Genomic DNA, 21,193 nt, shown 5'->3' with positions numbered 1-21,193 from the left:
CCCCATGCCTCCCTCTTTGCGCAAGCCCTCAGATAAGCGGTTTATCAGCCTGTCCATGTTGCTGTTCCCCCTGGCCATGGTGCTGTATGAACTGTCCGCCTATATTGGCAATGACATGGTCCAGCCCGCCATGCTCACCATTACCGCCGAATATGGGGTCGATGACGCCTGGGTGGCCTCTTCCATGTCGCTGTATATTCTGGGCGGGGCCTGTCTGACATGGCTGATCGGCCCATTATCAGATCGCTACGGGCGACGCCTGGTCATGCTGGCAGGCGTACTGTATTTCATCGTTACCAATCTTCTGATTCTGCTGGCGCCGACCATCGAATGGTTTATGCTCCTGCGTTTCCTGCAAGGCATGGGCCTGTGCTTTATCGCGGCCGTCGGATATGTCAGCATACAGGAAGCGTTTGAAGAACTCACGGCGATCCGCGTCATGGCACTGATGGCTAATATTTCCATGGTGGCGCCGTTACTGGGGCCGCTGGCCGGCGCGGCGCTGATCAGCGTCGTCTCCTGGCATTGGGGATTTGTCATCATCGCGACTATCGCCTGCGTCTCGCTCATCGGACTTTTCCTGCACATGCCCGAAACGGTCGATCTGGCGCTTCCCAAGCAGCCGGCGCCGCAGATTTGGCGGCAATACAAACGGGTGCTCAAAAACAGCCTGTTCATGCAACTGACGCTATATTTTCCACTCATCGTGCTGCCCATGCTGGTATGGATCGGTTTGTCGCCCGTTTTTCTGATCAAGGATATGGGCATGACAAACATGGGCTATGGGCTGTCCCAGTTACCCATTTTCGTTAGCCTGATTGTCGGCAATCTGGCGCTGGCCAAATACGCGCCGCGGTTTCCGGTAGGGCAATCGGTGTTCTTTTCCATACCGCTTATGGTCGCCGGGGGCGCCCTGCTAATTCTGGCAGGGATTTTCCCGGCCTTTGAGTACCTGGGACTGGTGGGAGGACTGGCTCTGTCGGCCTTTGCCCAGGGAATCAGCTTTGCTGTCCTGTATCGCTTCACGCTGATGGCTTCCGAGCAGCCCAAAGGCGTGGTGGCCGCCGTCATGAGCCTGATCATGATGCTGATGCAGGCGGTGGGTATTGAACTATTCAAGCTTGTTTATGTGTATTGGGGACTGGCCGCCCTGTGCATTATGAACGGGCTGCTGATGCTGCTATTTGCGGCGTTAACGCCCCCGCTCATGCGCAAGACTATGCGCGTGGTAACGCCGGGGCCCACCGCTGCTGCGGTATGATGGCGTGTCCGGGGCTGTGATTCGGCCCCCGGCACACCGCGATCAAACCACACACGCCCTTATAGCCCGTCCAGTTTTTCGCTGAGCACTTCGCGACTGATTTCCCCCACCTGGGTGCGGCGCAAGGCATTATCGTTAAAGAAAAGCGTCGTGGGCAAACCGCGGGCACGAAACTGTGCCGACATGCTTGAGTCCGGATCCAGGCGAATCCATTCGCCCATCTGCAGATTTTCCTCTTGCAAATATTTTTCAATGGTGGCGGCCGATTCGCCCTGGTTCACGAACAGGAATCGCACCTCGGGATTCTGTCGGGCTGCCTGCTCCAGCATGGGCATTTCGCGGCGACAGGGGCCGCACCACGTGGCCCATAAATTGATGACCACCTTCTGGCCGCCAAGCGCTTTCAGATCATGCAGCCGGCCATCAAGACCAGACAGCGCTATGGCCGGCAACGGCTGGGCCAGCGGACCAGGCACCAGCAACGCCAGCGCGACCATCAATGCACCGGCACCGGCAAGTAGTGCGGCGCCAAAGGCACGCAAGCGCCAACCCTGCAACAGCACGAGCGAAGCAACGGCCGCGGCAATCGCCCAGCCAATATCAAACCCGCCCTGCCAGACATAGAAAATACGCCAAGGCTCGGCCAGAAAGCTGTCCCAGTGACGAATGACGAAGCCGAGCCTGGCACTGGCAATCACAATCAGCATAACGAGCCAGGGCCAGCGATCAAATTGCGGGCTGACCCGTCGCGTAAGCACGGCACACCCGGCCAGCAGCACAATCACGCCAGCGATAACCGCGAGAACCATGGGCGCAAAGAAAAAAGGGCCTATTGCCATTGCAGAGAAACCATTGTTGAAACCGACAAAAATCACCGCTGACATCATAGCATCAGGGCTAACTGCAATATGCGCGCTTGCGCTTTGCATATAATATCGACACTGTTACCAATACCATGCCGGCTTGTGCCGGCAATCTTTTATTCGCGAATGACTACTGCCGCCACCAACCCTGCCTGTGCTGACACCGACCGTCCGGTGCTGGTTTCGGTGCGCCATCTGAAAAAACATTTCGATCTGGGCAGGCAGCAACGAGTCTATGCGGTCAACGGCGTGTCCTTTGATATTTACGAGGGCGAGACACTGGGGCTGGTGGGCGAATCCGGCTGCGGTAAATCCACAACCGGACGCAGCGTGCTGGCGCTTTCTGAACCGACAGCGGGCCAGGTGACCTTTCGCGGGCAGAACATCCATCAGCTCAAAGGCCGTGCGCGGCGGCACGCGCTTCGCGACATGCAGATGATATTCCAGGACCCGTATGCCAGCCTGAATCCCCGCGCCACCGTATTTGACCTGATTGCCGAGCCGCTGGAGATCCACGGCCTGTATCGTAATCCGAAGGAAAAAGCGCAGCGCATCGGCATGCTGCTTGAAGAGGTTGGGTTGAACCCGTCGTTTGCCCGGCGTTATCCGCACGAATTTTCGGGCGGCCAGCGCCAGCGCATCGGCATTGCCCGGGCTCTTGCGCTTGAACCGGCATTTATTGTGGCCGATGAGCCTATCTCTGCTCTGGATGTTTCCATACAGGCGCAAATCGTGCAATTGCTGCAACGACTGCAACAAGAGCGCAAACTCACGTTTCTGTTTATTTCCCATGACCTTTCCATGGTGCAATACGTCTCGGATCGCGTCGGCGTCATGTATATGGGCTATATGGCCGAGCTGGCATGCAGCCAGGATCTCTATCACAACCCGCTGCATCCCTATACGCAGGCGTTATTGTCGGCCATCCCGGTGCCCGACCCGGAAAAGCAGCGGCATCGGACCGGCCAGATTCTTCATGGCGAGCTGCCCAGCCCGTTGGCGCCCACCGTCGGCTGTGCCTTCAAGTCCCGCTGTCCCAGGGCCATGGCCGTCTGTCAGAACGAGAGACCGGTCTGGCGCGAATATGCAAGCGGCCACTTTGCCGCGTGCCATGCGCTTGATGCAGAAGGATCACAATCGTGAAAACGTATATTCTGCGGCGGTTCCTGCTGATGCTGGGCACCATTTTTGTTATCGCCACGCTCACCTTTGTACTGATGCACCTGATTCCCGGTACGCCGTTTGATCAGGAACGCCAGACCAGCGCGGCGGTGCAGGACAATTTGCGGACCTTCTACAAACTGGACCAGCCGCTACCTGTGCAATATCTGCATTACCTGAAGGCCATCGTGACGTTTGACTACGGACCGTCCATTTCCAACCCGGACACTTCCGTGAACACCCTGTTGGCTCGCGGTTTCCCTGTCTCATTTGAACTGGGCCTGATTGCATTGGTGGTCGCGACCCTGTCGGGCATTATTGCCGGCACCGTGGCAGCACTGCGTCATAACCGGCTGGTCGATCGTACGGTGATGGCCATCGCCGTGATTGGTATTTCCATCCCCAACTTCGTGCTGGCGACCTTACTCATACAGGAGCTCTCGGTGGGGCTGGGATGGTTTCCGGCTGCCACCTGGCGCACCCCCTGGCACAAAGTGCTGCCCGTTATCGCGCTGGCGGTAACGCCGATGGCCATTCTGGCACGTATTACCCGCTCAAGCATGCTGGATGTACTGACGCAGGATTACATGACAATGGCACGCGCTAAAGGGCTGTCTCCCTGGCGTATCGTGCTCAGGCATGGGCTGCGCAATGCCCTGTTGCCAGTCGTCACACTGCTGGGCACGCTGGCCGCCTCCATTCTGACCGGCACCTTCGTGATAGAAAAGATTTTTGCCATCCCTGGCATGGGCAGGTACTTCGTCGACTCCATCAGTACCCGCGACTATCCGGTCATCATGGGCACCACGGTTTTCTACAGCGCTATCCTGGTCTTCATGCTGTTTCTGGTGGACATCGCCTACGGCCTGCTTGATCCACGCATTGCGCTACACCGCAAGGGGCAGGCATGAACGGCAAGACAAGCACGAACCCGCTACCGGTAATTACCGACGACATGTTCGAACCGGCTCCCGCCAATCGCCAGGAGCAAGCGTCTGTACTGCGGCCCTCCGTATCCTACTGGCTCAATGCGTGGCTGCGCCTGCGCAACAACCCGGCCGCGCTCGCCGGTCTGGTATTTCTGATCGTGCTGCTGATTTTGGCGGTATTGGCTCCCATGCTGTCAGCCTGGTCAGTCACCGCCCAGGATCTCAAAAGCCAGAACATGCCCCCCTCGTCGCAACATTGGTTCGGGACCGATGACCTGGGCCGCGATGTTTTCGTGCGGACCTGGTATGGCGCGCGCATTTCCCTGTTCGTGGGCTTTACGGCGGCGCTGATCGACTTTCTGATCGGGGTTACCTATGGCGGCTATAGCGGTTACAAGGGTGGCAAAACCGATATTGTGATGATGCGCATACTGGAAGTGCTTTATGGTCTGCCCTATCTGCTGGTGGTAATCCTGTTGATGGTCGTCATGGGCCCCAGTCTGCTCACGATTATCATTGCACTTACCATCACCGGCTGGATCAGCATGGCCAGGCTGGTGCGCGGCCAGGTCTTGCAGTTAAAAAATCAGGAATACGTGACGGCTGCCCGCTCTTTCGGCGCGAGCACTGGCCATATCATCCGTCGTCATCTGTTGCCCAACGCAATGGGACCGATCCTGGTCCAGATGACCCTGACCGTGCCCACTGCCATTTTCGCCGAAGCGTTTCTGAGCTTTCTGGGGCTGGGCGTGCAGGCGCCCTACGCCAGTTGGGGCGTCATGGCCAACGATGCGCTAGGCGTTATTCTGTCGGGTGACTGGTGGCAGCTATTTTTCCCAGCCCTTTTTATTTCCCTGACCATGTTCGCCTTCAACGTGCTGGGTGACGGTCTGCAGGATGCACTGGATCCGCGACTGGGGAAAAGCAAATGAACCGACACGCCGATCTTGCCAATACCACAACCAATACAGCCGTCCGAACAGCAGTCGATACATCGGTCCGGCCTGAGCCCGACGATTCTCAGCCGCTGCTGACGGTGCGCGACCTGTCGGTACGCTTTCGCACCTATGGCGGGCATGTTCATGCGCTGCGCCAGGTTTGCCTGCATGTTGCGCGCGGCGAAACCCTGGCCATTGTCGGCGAATCGGGCAGCGGCAAATCCGTTACCAGCCAGGCTATCATGGGTTTGTTGCCAGCCAGGACGGCACAGATTACCGAGGGTTCCATCACATTTGACGGGCGCGAGCTGACGACGCTGAAACCGACGCAATGGCGTGAGATTCAGGGCAGGCGCATTGCCCTGATCTTCCAGGATCCGATGACGGCGCTCAATCCCACGCTGACCATCGGTGAACAGCTGACCGAAGGCGTGCGACGACATCTGAAATACACGGCAAAACAGGCGCAGGACCGCGCCATCCAGATGCTTGAACTGGTGGGCATATCCAGCCCGCATGAACGGCTCAGACAGTTCCCCCACGAATTTTCCGGTGGCATGCGCCAGCGTATTGTGATCGCCATTGCCTTGATGTGTGAACCGGACTTGTTGATCGCCGATGAACCTACCACAGCGCTGGATGTCACGATTCAAGCCCAGATCCTGACGTTGTTCAGGGATATCCAGAAGCGCACAGGCGTTGCCATCATCCTGATCACGCATGACCTGGGCGTCGTTGCAGGCATTGCCGACCGGGTCACGGTCATGTATGCGGGCCAATGTGTGGAAACGGCAAACGTTCATGCGCTGTTTGCCCGGCCGGCGCACCCTTATACGCGGGCGCTGCTGGCTTCGGTCCCGCGCCTGGATATGCCCGCCGCCAGCCTGAAGGCCATTGCCGGCCAACCACCCGACCTGTTTGCCCCGCCTGCGGGCTGCGCTTTCGCGGCGCGCTGCGGGCATGCCATGCGGGTCTGTTGCCAGGTCGCGCCGCCACAAACCACTCTGCCCGGTCAGGCCTGGGTGCACTGCTGGCTGCATGACGCCCGGGCGCCCGTAAAGCAGCGATGACCACGCGCGAGCGCTGACTCGGTTGTTTCCACAAGCGCGTTTGCGCCCACGACGCCGCCATTTTCGGGTATGTTTCCATACATCCGGTTCGCTTGAGGAATCGCTTGTTTGGAAAATGCCATGAAAAAAGTTCTGTCTGCGGCACTAATCGCCGCCGCGTTGAGCACTGCCGTGCCAACCCCGTCCTACGCCGAAAAAGTCTTGCGTCTCAATAATGTGGAAGAGCCCTCGTCACTCAACCCCGCCCTGGGCCTGAACCTGATTTCCTGGGAACCACTCAATAACCTGATGGAAGGGCTGACGCGCCTGGACGCCAACCACACAGCCGCCCCGGCCACCGCAGAGAAATGGGATGTGTCAGAAGACGGAAAAACCTACACATTTCATCTGCGACAGAATGCGAAATGGTCAGACGGCTCGCCTGTGACCGCCGGCGATTTCGTCTACGGCTGGACCCAGTTGTTGACGCCGGCGACCGCATCGCCGGCTGCCTTTTTACTGTACGACATTGTGGGCGCACAAGACTTCAATGCAGGCAAGGCTGGCGCAGACGCGCTGGGCATCCGGGCCCTGGATGAGCACACGTTGCAGGTAACGTTGAATGCACCCAGCCTGTCGTTTCTGAACATTCTGACCAATCCGGGTTTTGCGCCCGTCAATCAGAAGATTGCGCAGGCCAATCCGAAATGGCATACAGAAGCCGACAGTTATGTCAGTAACGGACCGTTCGTGCTCAAGCAATGGGACCATGCCAGCAGCATGCGTTTTGAAAAGAATCCAAATTATTGGGACAAGGATGCCGTTAAACTGGATGCCGTGGACTGGGTCATGATCAACGACCTGAACACCAGTTACCAGATGTTCCGCACCGGTGAGCTGGATGCGACGCCGTCACCGCTGCCGGCAGCCCTGTACGAAAAAGTCAAGGACAACGAGCAGTTCATGACGGTACCGCAAGCCGGCGTGTACTTCTATCGTTTCAATACCAAAATGCCGCCGTTTCAGAATGCCGACATTCGGCGGGCATTCGCGCTGGCCGTCAATCGTCAGGATATTGTCGATTACGTCGTCAAGCAGGGCCGCCAGGCTGCCGATGCCTTCGTCAGTCCCGGATTCACCGGCCCGGATGGCAAAGACTTTCACCAGACCAGCAACGGCCTGGTCAAGACCGACGCGGAACAAGCCAAGGCATTGCTGGAAAAGGGCATGCAAGCTGAGCAATATACAAGCTTGCCACCCGTGACATTAAGCCATATCAACAACCCCGACGATCGCAAAATCGCCCAGGCGCTGCAAGCCATGTTCAAGGAGAACCTGGGCATCGACGTGCGCTTGCAGGGAATTGAAAGCAAGGTGTTCTATACTCAGCAGCGCGGCGGCAAGTTGCAGTTTTCACGCAGTTCTTTTACCTATGACTATGCCGATCCATACAATGCGCTGGAGAGTTTCGTCAGCGATTCAAGCATGAATCGCACTGGCTGGTCCAGCCCCGAGTATGATGCCCTGATCAAGGAGGCAAGAAATGAAGCCGATGCCGCCAGAAGATGGAAATTGTTGCAAAAATCCCAGCAAGTGTTGTTTGCTGACATGCCGCTTTTCCCCTTGTTCTTCTACAATCAGGGCTTCATGCAGAAAACCGGGGTCACAGGCATCTTGCGGCATCCGGTTGGCTATATTGACCTGAAAACAGCCGATATCCAATAAAAAACCAACGAGGGCATATCATGTATGACGTTGTTACGGCGGATCTTGACAACCCCGAGCATGCCAGCGCCGTGCTGACCGTACTTAATGCTTATGCATCCGATCCGATGGGCGGCGACGAGCCGCTATCGGCCTTCACCCAGAAGAACCTGATTGCCTCACTCAAGAAACGCAGCAACATCTACACGATACTGGCCTTCGACAAACAGGAACCGATAGGTCTTGCCCTGTGCTTTGAGGGTTTTTCCACGTTCGCCTGCAAGCCGCTGCTGAATATCCATGATTTTGCCGTCGTACCAGCGTATCGCGGCCACGGCGTGGGCAAGCAATTGCTGGGGCGCGTCAAACAATTGGCCCGTAACCTGGGTTGCTGCAAAATCACCCTTGAAGTGCTTGACGCCAATGCGCCCGGCAAAGCGCTGTGTAACGGCCAGGGCTTTGAGCCCTATACACTGGGCGCACAAAACGGCCCCGCGGTGCTGATGCAATGTCCGATAGACAACAGCTGACCCGCTGTCTGCCGCCATCCGGCAACAACGATTCAGGCGGGCGCATAGCGGCTCGCCGCAGGATGGATCTGGCGTTTGACAGGCCCCATCACCGCGACATACGCATCCAGCAATCGGTTGAACCACTGACCCACTGCCGAGTCGTCTTTCCAGTATTGAAAACCGAATACCCAGGTGAAAATCAGGTGCGAAACCACGACAAAATCTGTGGCGCCGGGCTGCGTACCGTCAAGATACGGTATGTTTTTCAATTGTGCTTCGAGTGCCGCCAGTGCGCGTGATGCGTCGGCCGCCGAAGCCGTCCCATGTAATTGCTCCAGCGTACAGCCAAAGCGCTGTTCCCGGCTTTCACGGAAATAGCCCTTTGCACAGTCTGGTTGCGCTTCATAAATCGCCATTAACGCAGGCTTGAAAATCTGCGGAGTAATATGACGCAGAATCAGCTCGGAAATGAACCGCACCCGCGCCCGGCCAGATTCGCTATCGAGCCCCAGTGGCGCTTGCCCATAGGTGCTATCCAGGTACTCGAGAATATCCAGGCTTTCGCTCACGACCGTATCGCCATCGGTCAGGACCGGCACCAGCCTGGAGCCAGAAAATGCAATTTTGTCTTTATCCATGAAGCCGACAGACACGCTGTCAAATGCCAGTCGCTTGTGCGCAAGCGCCAGCCGAATACGCCAGCAATAAGGCGAAAATACCAAGTCGGGATCGCTGGCGCATAATTCGTAAAGCCTGATCATAGTCTATCCTTTGGCATACAGCGACAAGCTGTTTATAGGGCTATTTCAATTTTGATAATTTCCCGAACCGGCGGTTATCGGGCACGTGATTTCGGCCATCTTGTTGCATTGTAAGCCAAGTGCCCACTTCTAACCTTTCAGTTCATTTCCAAATATGCCTGCCAGCTATTTTTGGATACATTTACTTGCCATCGGCACAAACAAAGCGATTATGATAGCTCCATAGTTATTCCATAGGAGAGTTTACTATGACCTCGCAAATGATAAAAAAAGTCTGTCTTGTGGCACTTATGGGTGCCGTACTGGCCGGTTGCTCTACCCGTCACCCTAACCGGGACATGGGTACGGTCGGGGGCGCAGCGCTGGGTGGCGGCGCCGGCTATGCCCTATCTGATGGCAGCCCGCTGGCCACATTGGGTGGTGCGGCGCTAGGCGGCCTGGTCGGCAACCAGGTGTTTAAGGACAGTGATAACCGCTATGACCGTGGCCGTCGTCACTATCGTGATGACCGCCGTCGTGATCGTGGCCATCATCGCCATGATCGCCGTCGCTGGCGCTAATTGAGTGCCGGCCTTATACTTTAACCGGCAGTCAAATGACATAACGAAGCCGCTACACGCCAAAAAAAGCAACGTAGCGGCTGTTTTGTGCGCGCTGGCGCCTTGCAGCCCCGGCGCCCGGCATGCAGCACTCAGACCTTCAGCACGTAGCCGGCACTCTTTACCGTTTCCGCCAGTTGCTGCGCAGTTACGCTGTCATTGGCAATAACGTCGGCCGACGCCCCGTTCAGGCTGACCTGTGCCGATACCACCCCAGGCACCGACTCCAGCGCCTGCGTCACATGGGCCGCACATTTGTCGCATGTCATGCCCTCGACCTTGGCCTTGATCACATTTGTACTCATGATGCTCTCCTCCTGTTAATAATATCGAAGACAGTTTCACTTCGATGACTGCCCTGCTTATCGTACCGGTTTGGCCTGCGAAGCAGGCAGCGCAGCGACCCGATCTTCACCGCTGCCATCCAGGTCCCCGGCGCGAATGACCACGCCATTGCTGTCGAGCACGCCGCGCAAACCAACCGCATGCGCGGCAAACCCCATGCGCGCAAAGTGCGCCGAATAATCATAACAATCATGGTGATGCCCATGAAACACCCGGGCGGCACCCAGGCGTACGGCCAGGCGGTCCAAAACGGCAAATCCGTAGCGATTGCAGGAAGGCGCTTCATGCAACACCAAAATATCGGCCCTCTCCTGCATCAGGGCTTCATAATCGCTGGGGAAGATGGAGCTGCGATGGCGCAGGCGGTCGCCCTGTCCATTGCGGCCCGCCTTGAGCAAGCTATGCGTTTCATAGTCCTGAGGACAATAAAACCGCCAGTACGGTCTGGACGGATTCCAGATGGTGCCGCGAAACACACCACCCAGGCCGGCGACGCGCACCCCATGGATGTCCACCACCCTGCCATGCAGGTTACGGTCGGCCAGTTCGGAATTGAATAAATTATGATAGATGGCAGGGCTGTCGGTATCGTGGTTGCCTGGGATCCACCAGACATCCGTCATCCGGCAGATGTCGCCAAGAATATCGTGCAGCGGCTCATGAGCCTGTATGTCGCCAAGGAAAATGACCGCATCAGGCTTTCCCGCCATGACAACGTCCCGACAGTGCTCAAAACCGCCATGCGTATCGCCAAAAAAGAAAATGCGCGCTTTCGCATTCATGACCGCACCTGGGAATCTGACTCGTAAGCAAATCCCTGTCTCTGCCAGGCAATGCTTCCGGGCAAAGACAGGATGGCTTCATTTTACGCGCAAATGTCCTGCGCAAGATGCAGATTGGACAGCGGCCGCCGCCTTAAGTTCTTATCGTGTGCCTGGGCTGACGCGGCCGCATTCGGGTCTAAACGGCTTTATTGCTGCGCTTGCGGTTCGAACTTAAGCACTTTCACGGTATTTTCCTTGACCTTTTCCTTGGTAAAGGTCAATGGAATGTACTCACCCTTGGCCCAGACAGGCGCCAGGTCACGATAACCGGGCTGACGCGGGTCGCCCGATTGTCCGGGCGTGTTGATAACCCGCGAGTCATCCCATTGCCCGACATCGAGCACCATGCGAAACGAGGCGCCCGCAGTCAGGTTATAGCTTTTTTCGCCATAGCTGGTTGCCATGGGTGTATATCCAGATCCCCCGATGGGGCCGGCATTCACATTGAAGGTTTTTTTCTCTTCATCTGACAGCAGTGCATTCATCGGATGCAGGAATACCGCCTGGTGCAGCGAGCCCCACTTCCATGCTTTCGGATCATCGCCCAGTTTTTCCTTGACCTCGGCAACGGCCTGTCCAAGCGAATCGAGCATGATCTGGTTGCGTTCAGCTTCAGTAAACCAGCCTTCCGGTTTCTCGATAACGTTCAGTACCCGCTCAGGATCGGCCAGGCCGATCATTTTCGCAATTTCCGGATCAAACGCACGATCAACCACAGCCTTGCGTAAATAACGGCTGAACCAGACTTCGAAGACGGCCGCCTCCGGACTGTCGGCCGTCACCTGGCCATCCCATTTTTGCAGCATGGCAACGACAGGCTTAAGGGTGTCGTCATCCGTGCTCACGTGTTGCAGCACGGTCACGGTCCGCTGTGCAGGCAACGATATTTTGTCGTTCTGCCAGGCTTCGGAATCGGCAATCGACGATTTTTCACTGGCGCCGATGATGCGCTTTAGCCGTTTGGCACGAAAGTCGCTGCTCCATTCGTAACCGACACCCTTTTTGAATGCTGGATGTTCGGGCGGGATATTGTTTTCATTGGCAGTCACGATATAGCCTTCTTCCGGGTTATGCAGGCTTGGCAACTGATCCATATCCAGATAACCGCTCCATTCATAGCGACCGTCTCCGGGAACCGGGGTCAGGCCGTCCCAGTCACGTTGTACCGTCAGTCCGCCCGGCATCCACGCAATATTGCCGTCGGTATCGGCAAAGACCTGGTTTTCCCCTGGCGCGCCCCAACGATTCATGGCGGCTTTGAACTCATCCCAATTGGTCGCCCGCATGTAATCCATGGAACCAAAGTACGGCGCCATGCCAGAGTCCAGCCACGCGGCGCGCAAGGCCCAGGCTGTATGACTGTCGTCATCCTGATACAACACGGGGCCGTGACGGGTAAAGTGCAAAGTCACTTTCTGCGCAGGCCCGCCCTTGACTTCAATTTCTTCCTCTACGGTTTCCATGGGCTCCCAGCGCCCCTGGTATTTGTACTCATTCTTGTTCTCCGGATTGATTTCGTACTGGTACATGTCCTCTTGGTCCATATAGAAACGGGTCAGGCCAAAACCAATCTGGTCATTATGTCCGATCGAAATGCCGGGCAAAAACGGCTCGCCGGCGCCAATGACCGACAGTCCCGGGGCATTCAAGTGACTGATATAGCGCAAGCTGGGCGCACCATGGGAGCGGTGCGGGTCATTTGCCAGTATCGGCCTGCCGGTCGTTGTCCGCTCGCCGCCGATGACCCAATTGTTCGATCCCAGGGTTCTTTCTGTATCGCTGTCATTCGGTATCACCTCATACAGCGCCGCGACCGGCAATCGGCCCTTGGTTGCAGCCGCCGATGTTTTCCCGGTATTGTCAGCCGGCTGCGTCTCAGATGGCTCGCCCGGATCCACGCCCGGCGGCAACTTGGTCAGTTTTGGGGTGGCGGTAGCCAGATCGTACGCATCTTTGATTTCCTTGACCGGAATCGCGCAAGGGTCCAGACCGTCGACCAATTTCGGATCAATCGTCGGACTCAACTCGCGCCGCAGCCAGTCTGCTTTGACCGGATCATCCTTGACCTTGCAAAAAACTTCAGCACGGTCCAGCTCGTTTTTGGCGTTCAGGGTCAGGCCATGGTGGCGTATCCTCACCACATCCTCGGGTTGCCACATTGACGGCTCGTACCCCAGTTTCTTGAACTCTTCGGGCAGCAGTTCGGGATTGGCCTTCGTCATTTTTACGTATTCATTGATACCGGCGGTAAAAGCCTGGGCCACGCGCTTCGAATCCGATCCGTAAGCCAGCCATTCGCGATACATATCGCCGCGAAACAGTACGGCGCGCGCCATCCGGTCGCCCTCGACATAATCGGGACCGAAATGCTTGGCCATTTCACCCAGGCCGCGCTTGCGCCACAAATCAATCTGAAACAGCCGATCACGCGCCGCATTGAATCCCTGCAGGAAGAATGCATCGTAAAGCGTTTGCGCGTAAATATGCGGGATCCCCCATTTGTCGATCGAAATCGAACCGGACTTCTCCAGGCCGCTTACCGAAAAGCTATCGGCGGTCGCGTCGGCCGTGCGGGCGCTGGCTGGAATGAACGACGTGCCGGTAAAAACGGCGGCGACGGCAACGGCCATGAATGCGCGTTTCATATCTTCTCCTTGTATTTCAATTGTGTTAATTAATTATTTTAAACATTAACTAAATTGCGGACTGACACCTTCCGTCTTGTTTGTCCAGAGAATGGCATGAGTCCCCGCAGCAATCAAACAAAACAGTGTAAGAAATTATGGCATCGGTTAAACTGTAGCCCTGTCACTGCTTTTTGCCCAATACATGAACATCCCTGCCCCCGGCACCGAAAACCATCGCGTCAAAACCGCGCTCAGGGTTATCGAAATTATCGAGATTTTCTCCCGCGAACAAAAACCGCTGGCGCTCTCGGAACTGGCCCGCGAACTCAATGCCCCGGCTTCCAGTTGCCTGGCGCTGGTGCGCACGCTATTGAGCCTGGGTTATCTGTATGAAACATCGCGCCGCCAGGGCTATTACCCGACGGGCCGCTTGCTGGCCATGGCGCAACGCATCACCAAAGCCGATCCGGTCCTTGAGCGGCTATATCCCAGCTTGCGGGAACTGTGTGCAATCACAGGCGAGACCGTTGTACTGGGCAAACTCACCTCTTTGAACACCGTGGTGTACCTGGATGTGCTTGCTTCCGAGAATCCGATTCATTACGTGGCCGTGGCAGGAGAGCAGAAGGAAATTCATGCCAACTCGCTGGGCAAGGCGCTTTTTTCTGCACTGGACGAGCCGGCGCAAACGGCATTGCTGGACAAAATGAGCTTTACCCGGCGCAACGATCGAACCATTACCACCCGCGAAAAATTTCTGGCAAATATCAAGGTGGGGCGTGAAAACGGCCGGTTCACGAATCTGGGCGAATCCATGGTCGATGTCGGCGCCATCGCCTGGCCAGTGACGGTTTCAGGCGGCAGTTTTGCGATCTCCATTGCCGGACCGTTGTACCGGATAGAAGCCAATCTGCAGGACCACGCGCAAAAGCTGCGTGTCATGTGTACCTTCATTGAACAGCATTAATCGTTAACTTCAACACCGAGCGTTTGACTCAACACCAGGCATATGCCATAACACCAGGCGACCTGCATCACCGTCAGTAGGATTTGGGCAGGCCCAGCACTTTTTCTGCAATAAAACACATAATCAGCTGTGGGCTGACTGGCGCAATTCGAGGGATAAAACTTTCACGCAAGTAGCGTTCAACGTGGTATTCCTTGGCATAGCCCATTCCGCCCAGAGTCTGGATCGCCGTCTGGCATGAGGTAAACGCCGCTTCTGCCGCCAGGTATTTGGCCGTATTGGCGTAGGCGCCCGCCGGCTCATTGGCGTCATAGGCCGCCGCTGCGCGAGACACCATCAGGTCGGCCGCCTCCAGTTGCATCCAACACTGTGCCAACGGATGCTGGACACCCTGGTTCTGGCCTATCGGGCGATTAAATACCGTACGCTCCTTCGCATACTGAACCGCTTTGTCAAGCGCCACCTGGCCCAGGCCAACGGCCTCTGCCGCAATCAGGATGCGCTCGGGATTGAGGCCGTGCAAGATATATTCGAAACCCTTGCCCTCTTGCCCCACGCGATCGCATTCGGCAATTTCCAATCCATCAAAAAACAGCATATTGGAATCGACGGCCTTGCGCCCGAGCTTTTCAATTTCGCGTACTTCAACCTGGCTGCGATCCAGATTGGTATAGAACAGGCTCAAGCCGTCAGTGGCCCGGGACACCTGGTCCTTCGGCGTTGTGCGGGCCAGAAGCAGCATTTTGTTGGCGACCTGTGCAGTGGAAATCCAGATTTTTCGCCCGTATACCCGATAGTGGTCACCATGCTTTTGCGCACGCGTAGTCAGCTGGGTAGTGTCCAGGCCCGCATCGGGCTCGGTCACGGCAAAGCAGGCCTTATCCCGGCCTGCAATCAGCGGTGGCAGCGCACGCTGCTTGAGTTTCTCCGAGCCGAAGCGTACGACAGGATTGAGGCCGAAAATATTCATATGAACCGCCGAGGCGCCCGTAAAGCCCGCACCTGAGCGCGAAATCGCTTTCATCATCAGCGCGGCTTCGGCGATTCCCAGCCCGGCGCCGCCATACTCTTGCGGCATGGCAACGCCCAGCCACCCGGCCTGGGCCAGACGCTGATAAAACGCCTCCGGGTAGTCGCCGGTTCGGTCGCAGGTAAGCCAGTATTCGTCGTCAAAGCCGCTGCATAATTGTTCAATGGCAGCAACAAGCATTTGCTGATCTTGGGAAAGCGAGAAATCCATATTGACTCCGTCGGGTGGATGTGTTGTTTATAAGATGGCAGTCAATCGGCAGCGCGTTTGCGTTTGCCTGCGCCACGCTTTGCCGCATCCAGTACGACCTGTTTTTTCTTACTGTCCATCGGCAGGCCACGGAGCAGTTCTTCGGTATGCTCGCCGAGCGCGGGCGCATGTCGGTAAACGCTTAGCGGTGTCGCCGAATACCGGCCCAGTGGCGCAGTAGTATGAATTTGGCCTTCGCTCGGATGATCGGTCCGGACCAAATGCCCCGTCGCCTTCAAATGCGGATCATCGGGAAGATCCTCGATGGCATACAGCGGTGCACAGGGAATGTCGTTGGCATTGAACAGATCCAGCCAATCGGTCGTGCTTCGCGTCTTCAATAGCTTGTCCACAAACTGGTACACCTCGTCAATATTGTCTGCGCGTCGCGAGTGGGTGGAAAAGATGGAGTCTGCGATCAGATCGGCGCGATCGATGGCGGCCAGAAACTGCTGCCAGTGCCGGTCGTTGTATATCAGGACACTGATATATCCATCCAGCGTCTGGTAGGGTTTGCGATGTTCCGCAAGCAGCCGCGAATATCCCATAGTGCCTGTCGGTGCATTCTCATCGAAGGTGCGCTGGCCCAGATGATCGCCCAGTATCATTTGCGCCATCCCTTCAAACATGGGTACTTCTATAGACTGGCCCTGGCCGGTTGCCCGGCTGTGTATGACGCCTGCCAGGCAGGCGATAGCCGCCTGCAGCCCGATGGTGCGATCGGCCAGCGTCAGTGGCGCGTAACGCGGCTCATGTCCGCTATTGCGTTCATACAGTCGCGCCACCCCGGTCATGCCCTGTATCAAGTCATCATAAGCCGGCTTGCCGGCATAGGGGCCGTCATTGCCAAAGCCGTAGGCGCCCACATAGACAATTTTCGGATTGACCGCGCTGACCGCCTCGTAAGACAGGCCCATGCGCGCCATGGATTGCGGCCTGACGTTATAGAGCAGCACATCCACCTCACGCACCAGATGCAGACATGCTTCCCGGCCTTCCTCTGTTTTCAGGTCGAGCACAACTGACCGCTTATTGCGGTTCAGATGCAGATAAATAGCGCCCATCCCCGCATTGCGCATGGGCCCGACCTGTCGTATCGTATCGCCGGTCGGCGCCTCCACCTTAATCACATCTGCCCCTAGGTCCGCCATCATCTGAGTGGCAAACGGCCCCAGAATGATCGATGTCAGGTCCAGGACCCTTACCCCGGCCAGCGGGCCGCTTCGATTACTGTCTGTCATTCTTATTGAACCTTGATTCCTGCATCTTTGATAAGTTTGCCCCAGAGCTCATACTGTTCGCGAACAAACGCCGCAAATTCCTGCTGGGTGCCGCTGAACGCATCAAACCCCAGGCCGGCCAGCTCCTGTTTGACTTTCGCATCACTCACAATCTCGTTAATTGTTTTATTCAATGTAGCCACGGCCTCATCAGACATATCGGCCGGGCCCAGGAAACCGTTCCAGGAATTAATGTCGAAGTTGTCGATACCAGCCGCTTCCATGGAGGGCAGATCGGGCAGCAGCGTGCTGGGTTTGGCGGTGGACACGGCCAGGGCCTTAATTTTTTTCGACTGTACAAAGGGCATGCCAGAGGTCAGGTCGGTAAACATGTAGTCTACCTGTCCGCCGATCAGATCGGTCAGTGCTTGAGGGGTGCCCTTATAGGGCACATGCAGCGTTTCGATACCGGCGGCATGGGAGAGGGTTGCGCCGGCCACAATCCCGGTACTGTTGCCCGAGGCATAAGTCAGTTTCCCCGGATTGGCCTTGGCCTGGCTCACCAGCTCCTGGACCGAATTGAAGGGCTGTTTCATATTGGCGACCAGGATAAAGGGCAGGTTGCCGCCGCGCGCGATCGGTGTGAAGTCCTTGATCACGTCATAAGGCACGCTTTTCTGCAGCCAGGGCGCGGCCGACAGCGGCGTATTGGTCGAAATCAGAATGGTATAGCCGTCAGGCTTGGCGCGCGCAACCTGTTGCGCAGCAATCGTACCGTTGCCGCCGGGCTTGTTCTCGACAATCACCTGCTGGCCCATGCGGCTGGTCAATTCACGGGCGAAAATGCGTCCGACGGAATCGGTACCCGAACCGGCAGGAAAAGGCACAACCATGGTTATGGGCTTTTGCGGCCATGCCGCAGCGGCTGTGCCCGCGACAATCAGGGCGGCGGCGCCCAGCAAAGAACGTAGCAATTGAATATTCATAATGTCTCCAGTAAAGGGGCAGTGCTTCTTTGAGCAGCGGCGCCCGGAATCCGGCCCGCTGGGTTTCTAGGTGCTACTGAATAGGTGGTACTGAATATACTGAATAGTTACTCATGAATAAGTGCTACTGAACAGGTACTCATGAATAGGAATCCTGAATGGGTGCTGCCTGGTCTGTGTGACTTCATCGGTCCTGTTGAATAAGTGTTGCTCTATATAGCGTTGCTAAACCGGTGCCGCTGAACCGACGTTGTCCTGCAATTAGTCCCGGATCACCCTTGCCGGGTTTTCTTCATAGGGCGGCGAATAGATCACCAGGATGCGCGCCGGTTCGAGGCTGGTGACAGTGAAAATATGTTTTTTGTCGGCAGGAAAAAAGCAGCAATCGCCGGCTTGCAGCTTGCCCTTTTCGCCATCCATTTCCACATCTGCGGTGCCCGACAGCATATAAACCACCTGCTCAATGCCAGGATGCGCATGCGGCAAGGCGCCCCGGTTCTGTTCGATCGTACCCACCAGCACTTCCAGGTGGCGTGCGCCCACCGTCGCGGGACCGATCAGGCGCCGGTTGACGGTACCATGGTGGTTGGCGGGGCTGTAACCCGGCACATCGGCTTCCCTGACGATCCAGGTCGGCTGGCTGGGCGTGGGATTGGTGTGTGGCGCGGCGGCGCGCCCGGCGATGTCTGTCATTAACTGGCTCCTGCGGGCGCTTGGCAGCCGTTTGTCGCTGGTTCCATGGCGCCTGATTATTTTCGTATATGAATCTATTTTCTCATATATGAATAAAAATGACTGCTAGGGATTTTCCCGAACGACGCTGGTTTGCCCGGGTGTCCCCGATTTGTTACAATGCATGGGTTTTGCTAATTCATCGTTTCAATTGTGTACCTCTTTTGCGCTGTTGGCGCAAACGTGTTTTACCTGTCAATCGGGCGCTATGCCGCCCCTCAATTTTTGTCTGTATCGACGGCGCTACGTCGTTTTCCGCATACTCTTTGGCATACACAGTTATTTTTATAACCCTGTAAGACTTAAGGAGGCTACGGCCATGTTCTTAAAACACAAAATTCTTTGCACGACGCTTCTTGCCGTGTTCGGCCTGGGACTATCTGCTACAGCCCACGCTGCGGACGCCCAATGTGAAGTGGATCGCACCGTCAATTTCGGCGGCATGAACTGGGAATCCAATCTCGTTCTGGTGGACGTTCAGCGCACCATCCTTGAAAAAGGCTATGGCTGCAAAACAGAGACGCTCCCAACCGAAACCCTGCCCGCGCTAGCAGCGCTCGAACGGGGCGACCTGGATATCAACACCGAAATATGGCTCAACAGCGTAGGCGAGCCGTGGGCCAAAGCGGAAAAAACAGGCAAAGTCAAAAGAGTGGCCGACCTGTACACAGGCGGTGAAGCCTGGTTCATTCCGAAATACGTCGCCGAAAAATTCCCAGACCTGAAGTCTGCTGCCGACCTGCCCAAGTACAAGGAAGAATTTGCCGACCCCGAAGACCCAAGCAAGGGGCGTTTCTACGGTTGCCCGGCAGGCTGGGGTTGCGAAGTGGTCAGCACCAATCTTTACAAGGCGCTGAAACTGGACAAGGACTTCACCCTGTATTCACCTGGTACGGGTGCGGCCCAGAAAGCAGCCCTCACTTCAGCGTACAAGCGTAAGCAAAATATCGTTTTCTATTACTGGTATCCAACGCCGCTGGTCGGTTCGCTTGATCTGGTCAAGCTGGAGCTGCCTGCCTATGACAAGGAAAAACAGGCATGCCTGACCGATCCCGATTGTGCCGATCCGCAACCTAGCGCTTACCCCGACAACCCGGTCTTTACCGCGCTGAACACAGAGTTTAGCGAAAAGGCCCCGAAACTGACCGAGTTCTTCTCCAACGTATCGGTACCCCTGCCCGTCATGGACAAAACACTTGCCCATATGGAAGAAACAGGCGATGATTCGCGCGATGTTGCCGATTGGTTCCTGAAAAACCAGGGCGAAGTCTGGGAAAAATGGGTTTCCCCCGAAGTCGCAGCCAAAGTGAAGGAATCGCTCTAATTACTTGTCCGTCATTTGAACGCCCGTTTCCGAACGGGCCGATGTCAATCCCTGGCGTTTAGCTTAACTTTTAGCCATAAGAGGCACACTGCCATGATAAAGACTAAAGTTCTATCTGCTGTATTCATTGCTTCGGCCACGTTCGGGCTTGCCCGCCCTGCTGCCGCGGCAGATGTTCCTGCCTGCGAAGTTCAAGAGACGGTCCGGTTCGGCGGCATGAACTGGGAATCGAACCTGATTCTTGCCGACGTCGAACGATATATTCTGGAAAAAGGCTATGGCTGCCAGACCGAGGTCGTGCCTACCGAAACGCTGACCGCTTTGGCCGCCCTTGAACGCGGCGATCTGCAGGTCAATACAGAGATCTGGCTCAACAGCATCAGCGACGCCTGGGCCCGGGCCGAGAAAAGCGGCAAGGTCAAGCGAGTTGGTGAACTGTACATCGGCCGGGAAGCGTGGTACATCCCTAAATATACCGCTGAAAAATTTCCCGACCTCAAGTCGGCCGCCGACCTGATCAAGCACAAGGATGCATTCGCCGATCCCGAGACTCCCGACAAGGGTCGGATCTACGGCTGCCCTGCCGGCTGGAACTGCCAGCTGGTTGCCACCAACCTGGCCAAGGGCCTGAAGCTGGACGAGCAATTCGAGGTCTATGCACCCGGAACCGGCGCCGCCCAGAAAGCGACGCTGATGTCGTCCTATAAACGAAAGAAAGATATCGTTTTTTATTATTGGGAACCCACTCCGCTAGTTAGCATGCTGGACCTGGTCAAGCTGGAAATGCCGGCCTACGACGAAGAAAAGCAGCAATGCCTGACGCGCGAAGACTGCGCCGATCCGCAAGCTACGGCTTATCCAGACAATCCGGTTTTTACGGCCCTCAATGCGAAATTCATGCAGGACGCGCCCCAGCTGACTGCGTTTTTCAGCAAGGTGTCCTTCCCGGTTGATGTCGTGAACAAAACCCTGGCCCATATGGAAGAGAGTGGCGACGACACAAGCGACGTCGCGCTATGGTTTCTGAATAACCAACAGGCCGTCTGGTCCAAATGGGTCCCCGCCGAGGTGGCCGAGCGTGTCAAAGCCTCACTCTGACGCTCGCACCTGTC

Annotated in this window: 20 protein-coding genes; 11 read left to right on the top strand and 9 right to left on the bottom strand. The window is 56.5% G+C overall.

The annotated features are described in order from the left end of the window. Positions 1-4 precede the first annotated feature (4 nt). Positions 5-1,261, top strand: coding sequence for an MdfA family multidrug efflux MFS transporter (locus tag CAP48_RS03395; RefSeq protein ID WP_100694576.1), 1,257 nt, complete (start codon positions 5-7; stop codon positions 1,259-1,261). Between the two features lie 59 nt (positions 1,262-1,320). Here the strand turns inward: CAP48_RS03395 and CAP48_RS03390 are convergent, their stop codons facing one another. Next, on the bottom strand, positions 1,321-2,100 hold the full coding sequence (locus CAP48_RS03390; protein ID WP_161495187.1) for a TlpA disulfide reductase family protein: 780 nt from the start codon (positions 2,098-2,100) through the stop codon (positions 1,321-1,323). Between the two features lie 150 nt (positions 2,101-2,250). Between CAP48_RS03390 and CAP48_RS03385 the strand changes: the two genes are divergently transcribed. From CAP48_RS03385 to CAP48_RS03360, 6 genes are all read left to right on the top strand, one after another. Then, on the top strand, positions 2,251-3,267 hold the full coding sequence (locus CAP48_RS03385; RefSeq protein ID WP_100694574.1) for an ABC transporter ATP-binding protein: 1,017 nt from the start codon (positions 2,251-2,253) through the stop codon (positions 3,265-3,267). Beyond that, positions 3,264-4,196 (top strand): ABC transporter permease, encoded by a 933-nt coding sequence (locus CAP48_RS03380; RefSeq protein WP_100694573.1) that lies wholly within the window; start codon positions 3,264-3,266, stop codon positions 4,194-4,196. The genes CAP48_RS03385 and CAP48_RS03380 overlap by 4 nt, the downstream gene beginning before the upstream one ends. After that, positions 4,193-5,146: an ABC transporter permease gene (locus tag CAP48_RS03375; protein WP_100694572.1), complete on the top strand. Its 954-nt coding sequence runs from the start codon at positions 4,193-4,195 to the stop codon at positions 5,144-5,146. Before CAP48_RS03380 ends, CAP48_RS03375 begins: the two co-directional genes overlap by 4 nt. After that, positions 5,143-6,222, top strand: a complete 1,080-nt coding sequence (locus CAP48_RS03370; protein ID WP_100694571.1) for an ABC transporter ATP-binding protein — start codon at positions 5,143-5,145, stop codon at positions 6,220-6,222. The genes CAP48_RS03375 and CAP48_RS03370 overlap by 4 nt, the downstream gene beginning before the upstream one ends. A 120-nt stretch (positions 6,223-6,342) precedes the next feature. Next, a complete protein-coding gene (locus tag CAP48_RS03365) occupies positions 6,343-7,926 on the top strand; it encodes a peptide ABC transporter substrate-binding protein (RefSeq protein WP_192871271.1) in 1,584 nt (527 codons plus the stop codon). A gap of 20 nt (positions 7,927-7,946) precedes the next feature. Then, positions 7,947-8,435 carry a GNAT family N-acetyltransferase gene (locus CAP48_RS03360; RefSeq protein ID WP_100694569.1) on the top strand — a complete coding sequence of 163 codons (489 nt, stop codon included), beginning with the start codon at positions 7,947-7,949 and terminating at the stop codon, positions 8,433-8,435. Between the two features lie 32 nt (positions 8,436-8,467). Here CAP48_RS03360 and CAP48_RS03355 read toward each other — a convergent pair whose 3' ends face one another. Further along, a complete protein-coding gene (locus tag CAP48_RS03355; RefSeq protein WP_100694568.1) occupies positions 8,468-9,178 on the bottom strand; it encodes a glutathione S-transferase family protein in 711 nt (236 codons plus the stop codon). Positions 9,179-9,426: 248 nt separating this feature from the next. Between CAP48_RS03355 and CAP48_RS03350 the strand changes: the two genes are divergently transcribed. After that, positions 9,427-9,738, top strand: coding sequence for a glycine zipper 2TM domain-containing protein (locus CAP48_RS03350; RefSeq protein ID WP_100694567.1), 312 nt, complete (start codon positions 9,427-9,429; stop codon positions 9,736-9,738). 131 nt (positions 9,739-9,869) lie between these two features. Here the strand turns inward: CAP48_RS03350 and CAP48_RS03345 are convergent, their stop codons facing one another. The 3 genes from CAP48_RS03345 to CAP48_RS03335 all read right to left on the bottom strand — a co-directional run bounded on the left by CAP48_RS03345 (position 9,870) and on the right by CAP48_RS03335 (position 13,591). Continuing rightward, complete coding sequence (locus tag CAP48_RS03345) at positions 9,870-10,082, bottom strand: cation transporter (RefSeq protein ID WP_100694566.1); 213 nt, start codon at positions 10,080-10,082, stop codon at positions 9,870-9,872. 57 nt (positions 10,083-10,139) lie between these two features. Further along, positions 10,140-10,904 carry a metallophosphoesterase gene (locus tag CAP48_RS03340; protein WP_100694565.1) on the bottom strand — a complete coding sequence of 255 codons (765 nt, stop codon included), beginning with the start codon at positions 10,902-10,904 and terminating at the stop codon, positions 10,140-10,142. 188 nt (positions 10,905-11,092) lie between these two features. Next, entirely contained in the window at positions 11,093-13,591 is a 2,499-nt protein-coding gene (locus CAP48_RS03335; RefSeq protein ID WP_192871270.1) for a penicillin acylase family protein, read from the bottom strand. Between the two features lie 184 nt (positions 13,592-13,775). Here CAP48_RS03335 and CAP48_RS03330 point away from each other — a divergent pair, with 184 nt between their 5' ends. Next, positions 13,776-14,540 (top strand): IclR family transcriptional regulator, encoded by a 765-nt coding sequence (locus CAP48_RS03330; protein WP_100694564.1) that lies wholly within the window; start codon positions 13,776-13,778, stop codon positions 14,538-14,540. 73 nt (positions 14,541-14,613) lie between these two features. On the opposite strand, the gene CAP48_RS03325 is transcribed toward CAP48_RS03330, so the two are convergent. The 4 genes from CAP48_RS03325 to CAP48_RS03310 all read right to left on the bottom strand — a co-directional run bounded on the left by CAP48_RS03325 (position 14,614) and on the right by CAP48_RS03310 (position 18,718). After that, positions 14,614-15,780 carry an acyl-CoA dehydrogenase family protein gene (locus CAP48_RS03325; protein WP_100694563.1) on the bottom strand — a complete coding sequence of 389 codons (1,167 nt, stop codon included), beginning with the start codon at positions 15,778-15,780 and terminating at the stop codon, positions 14,614-14,616. Positions 15,781-15,821: 41 nt separating this feature from the next. Further along, on the bottom strand, positions 15,822-17,060 hold the full coding sequence (locus CAP48_RS03320; RefSeq protein ID WP_100694562.1) for a CaiB/BaiF CoA-transferase family protein: 1,239 nt from the start codon (positions 17,058-17,060) through the stop codon (positions 15,822-15,824). Between the two features lie 2 nt (positions 17,061-17,062). Beyond that, complete coding sequence (locus tag CAP48_RS03315; protein WP_100694561.1) at positions 17,063-18,025, bottom strand: tripartite tricarboxylate transporter substrate binding protein; 963 nt, start codon at positions 18,023-18,025, stop codon at positions 17,063-17,065. Positions 18,026-18,286: 261 nt separating this feature from the next. Then, positions 18,287-18,718, bottom strand: coding sequence for a cupin domain-containing protein (locus CAP48_RS03310; RefSeq protein ID WP_100694560.1), 432 nt, complete (start codon positions 18,716-18,718; stop codon positions 18,287-18,289). 358 nt (positions 18,719-19,076) lie between these two features. Between CAP48_RS03310 and CAP48_RS03305 the strand changes: the two genes are divergently transcribed. Both CAP48_RS03305 and CAP48_RS03300 read left to right on the top strand, forming a co-directional pair. Next, on the top strand, positions 19,077-20,081 hold the full coding sequence (locus CAP48_RS03305; protein WP_100694559.1) for an ABC transporter substrate-binding protein: 1,005 nt from the start codon (positions 19,077-19,079) through the stop codon (positions 20,079-20,081). A 93-nt stretch (positions 20,082-20,174) separates the two neighbouring features. Then, positions 20,175-21,179, top strand: coding sequence for an ABC transporter substrate-binding protein (locus CAP48_RS03300; protein WP_100694558.1), 1,005 nt, complete (start codon positions 20,175-20,177; stop codon positions 21,177-21,179). The last annotated feature ends 14 nt before the right edge of the window (positions 21,180-21,193 follow it).

Origin of the sequence: Advenella sp. S44, from assembly GCF_002810445.1 — a bacterium.
Classification (GTDB): Bacteria; Pseudomonadota; Gammaproteobacteria; order Burkholderiales; family Burkholderiaceae_B; genus Advenella.
This window is presented reverse-complemented; position numbering and strand designations above follow the sequence as displayed.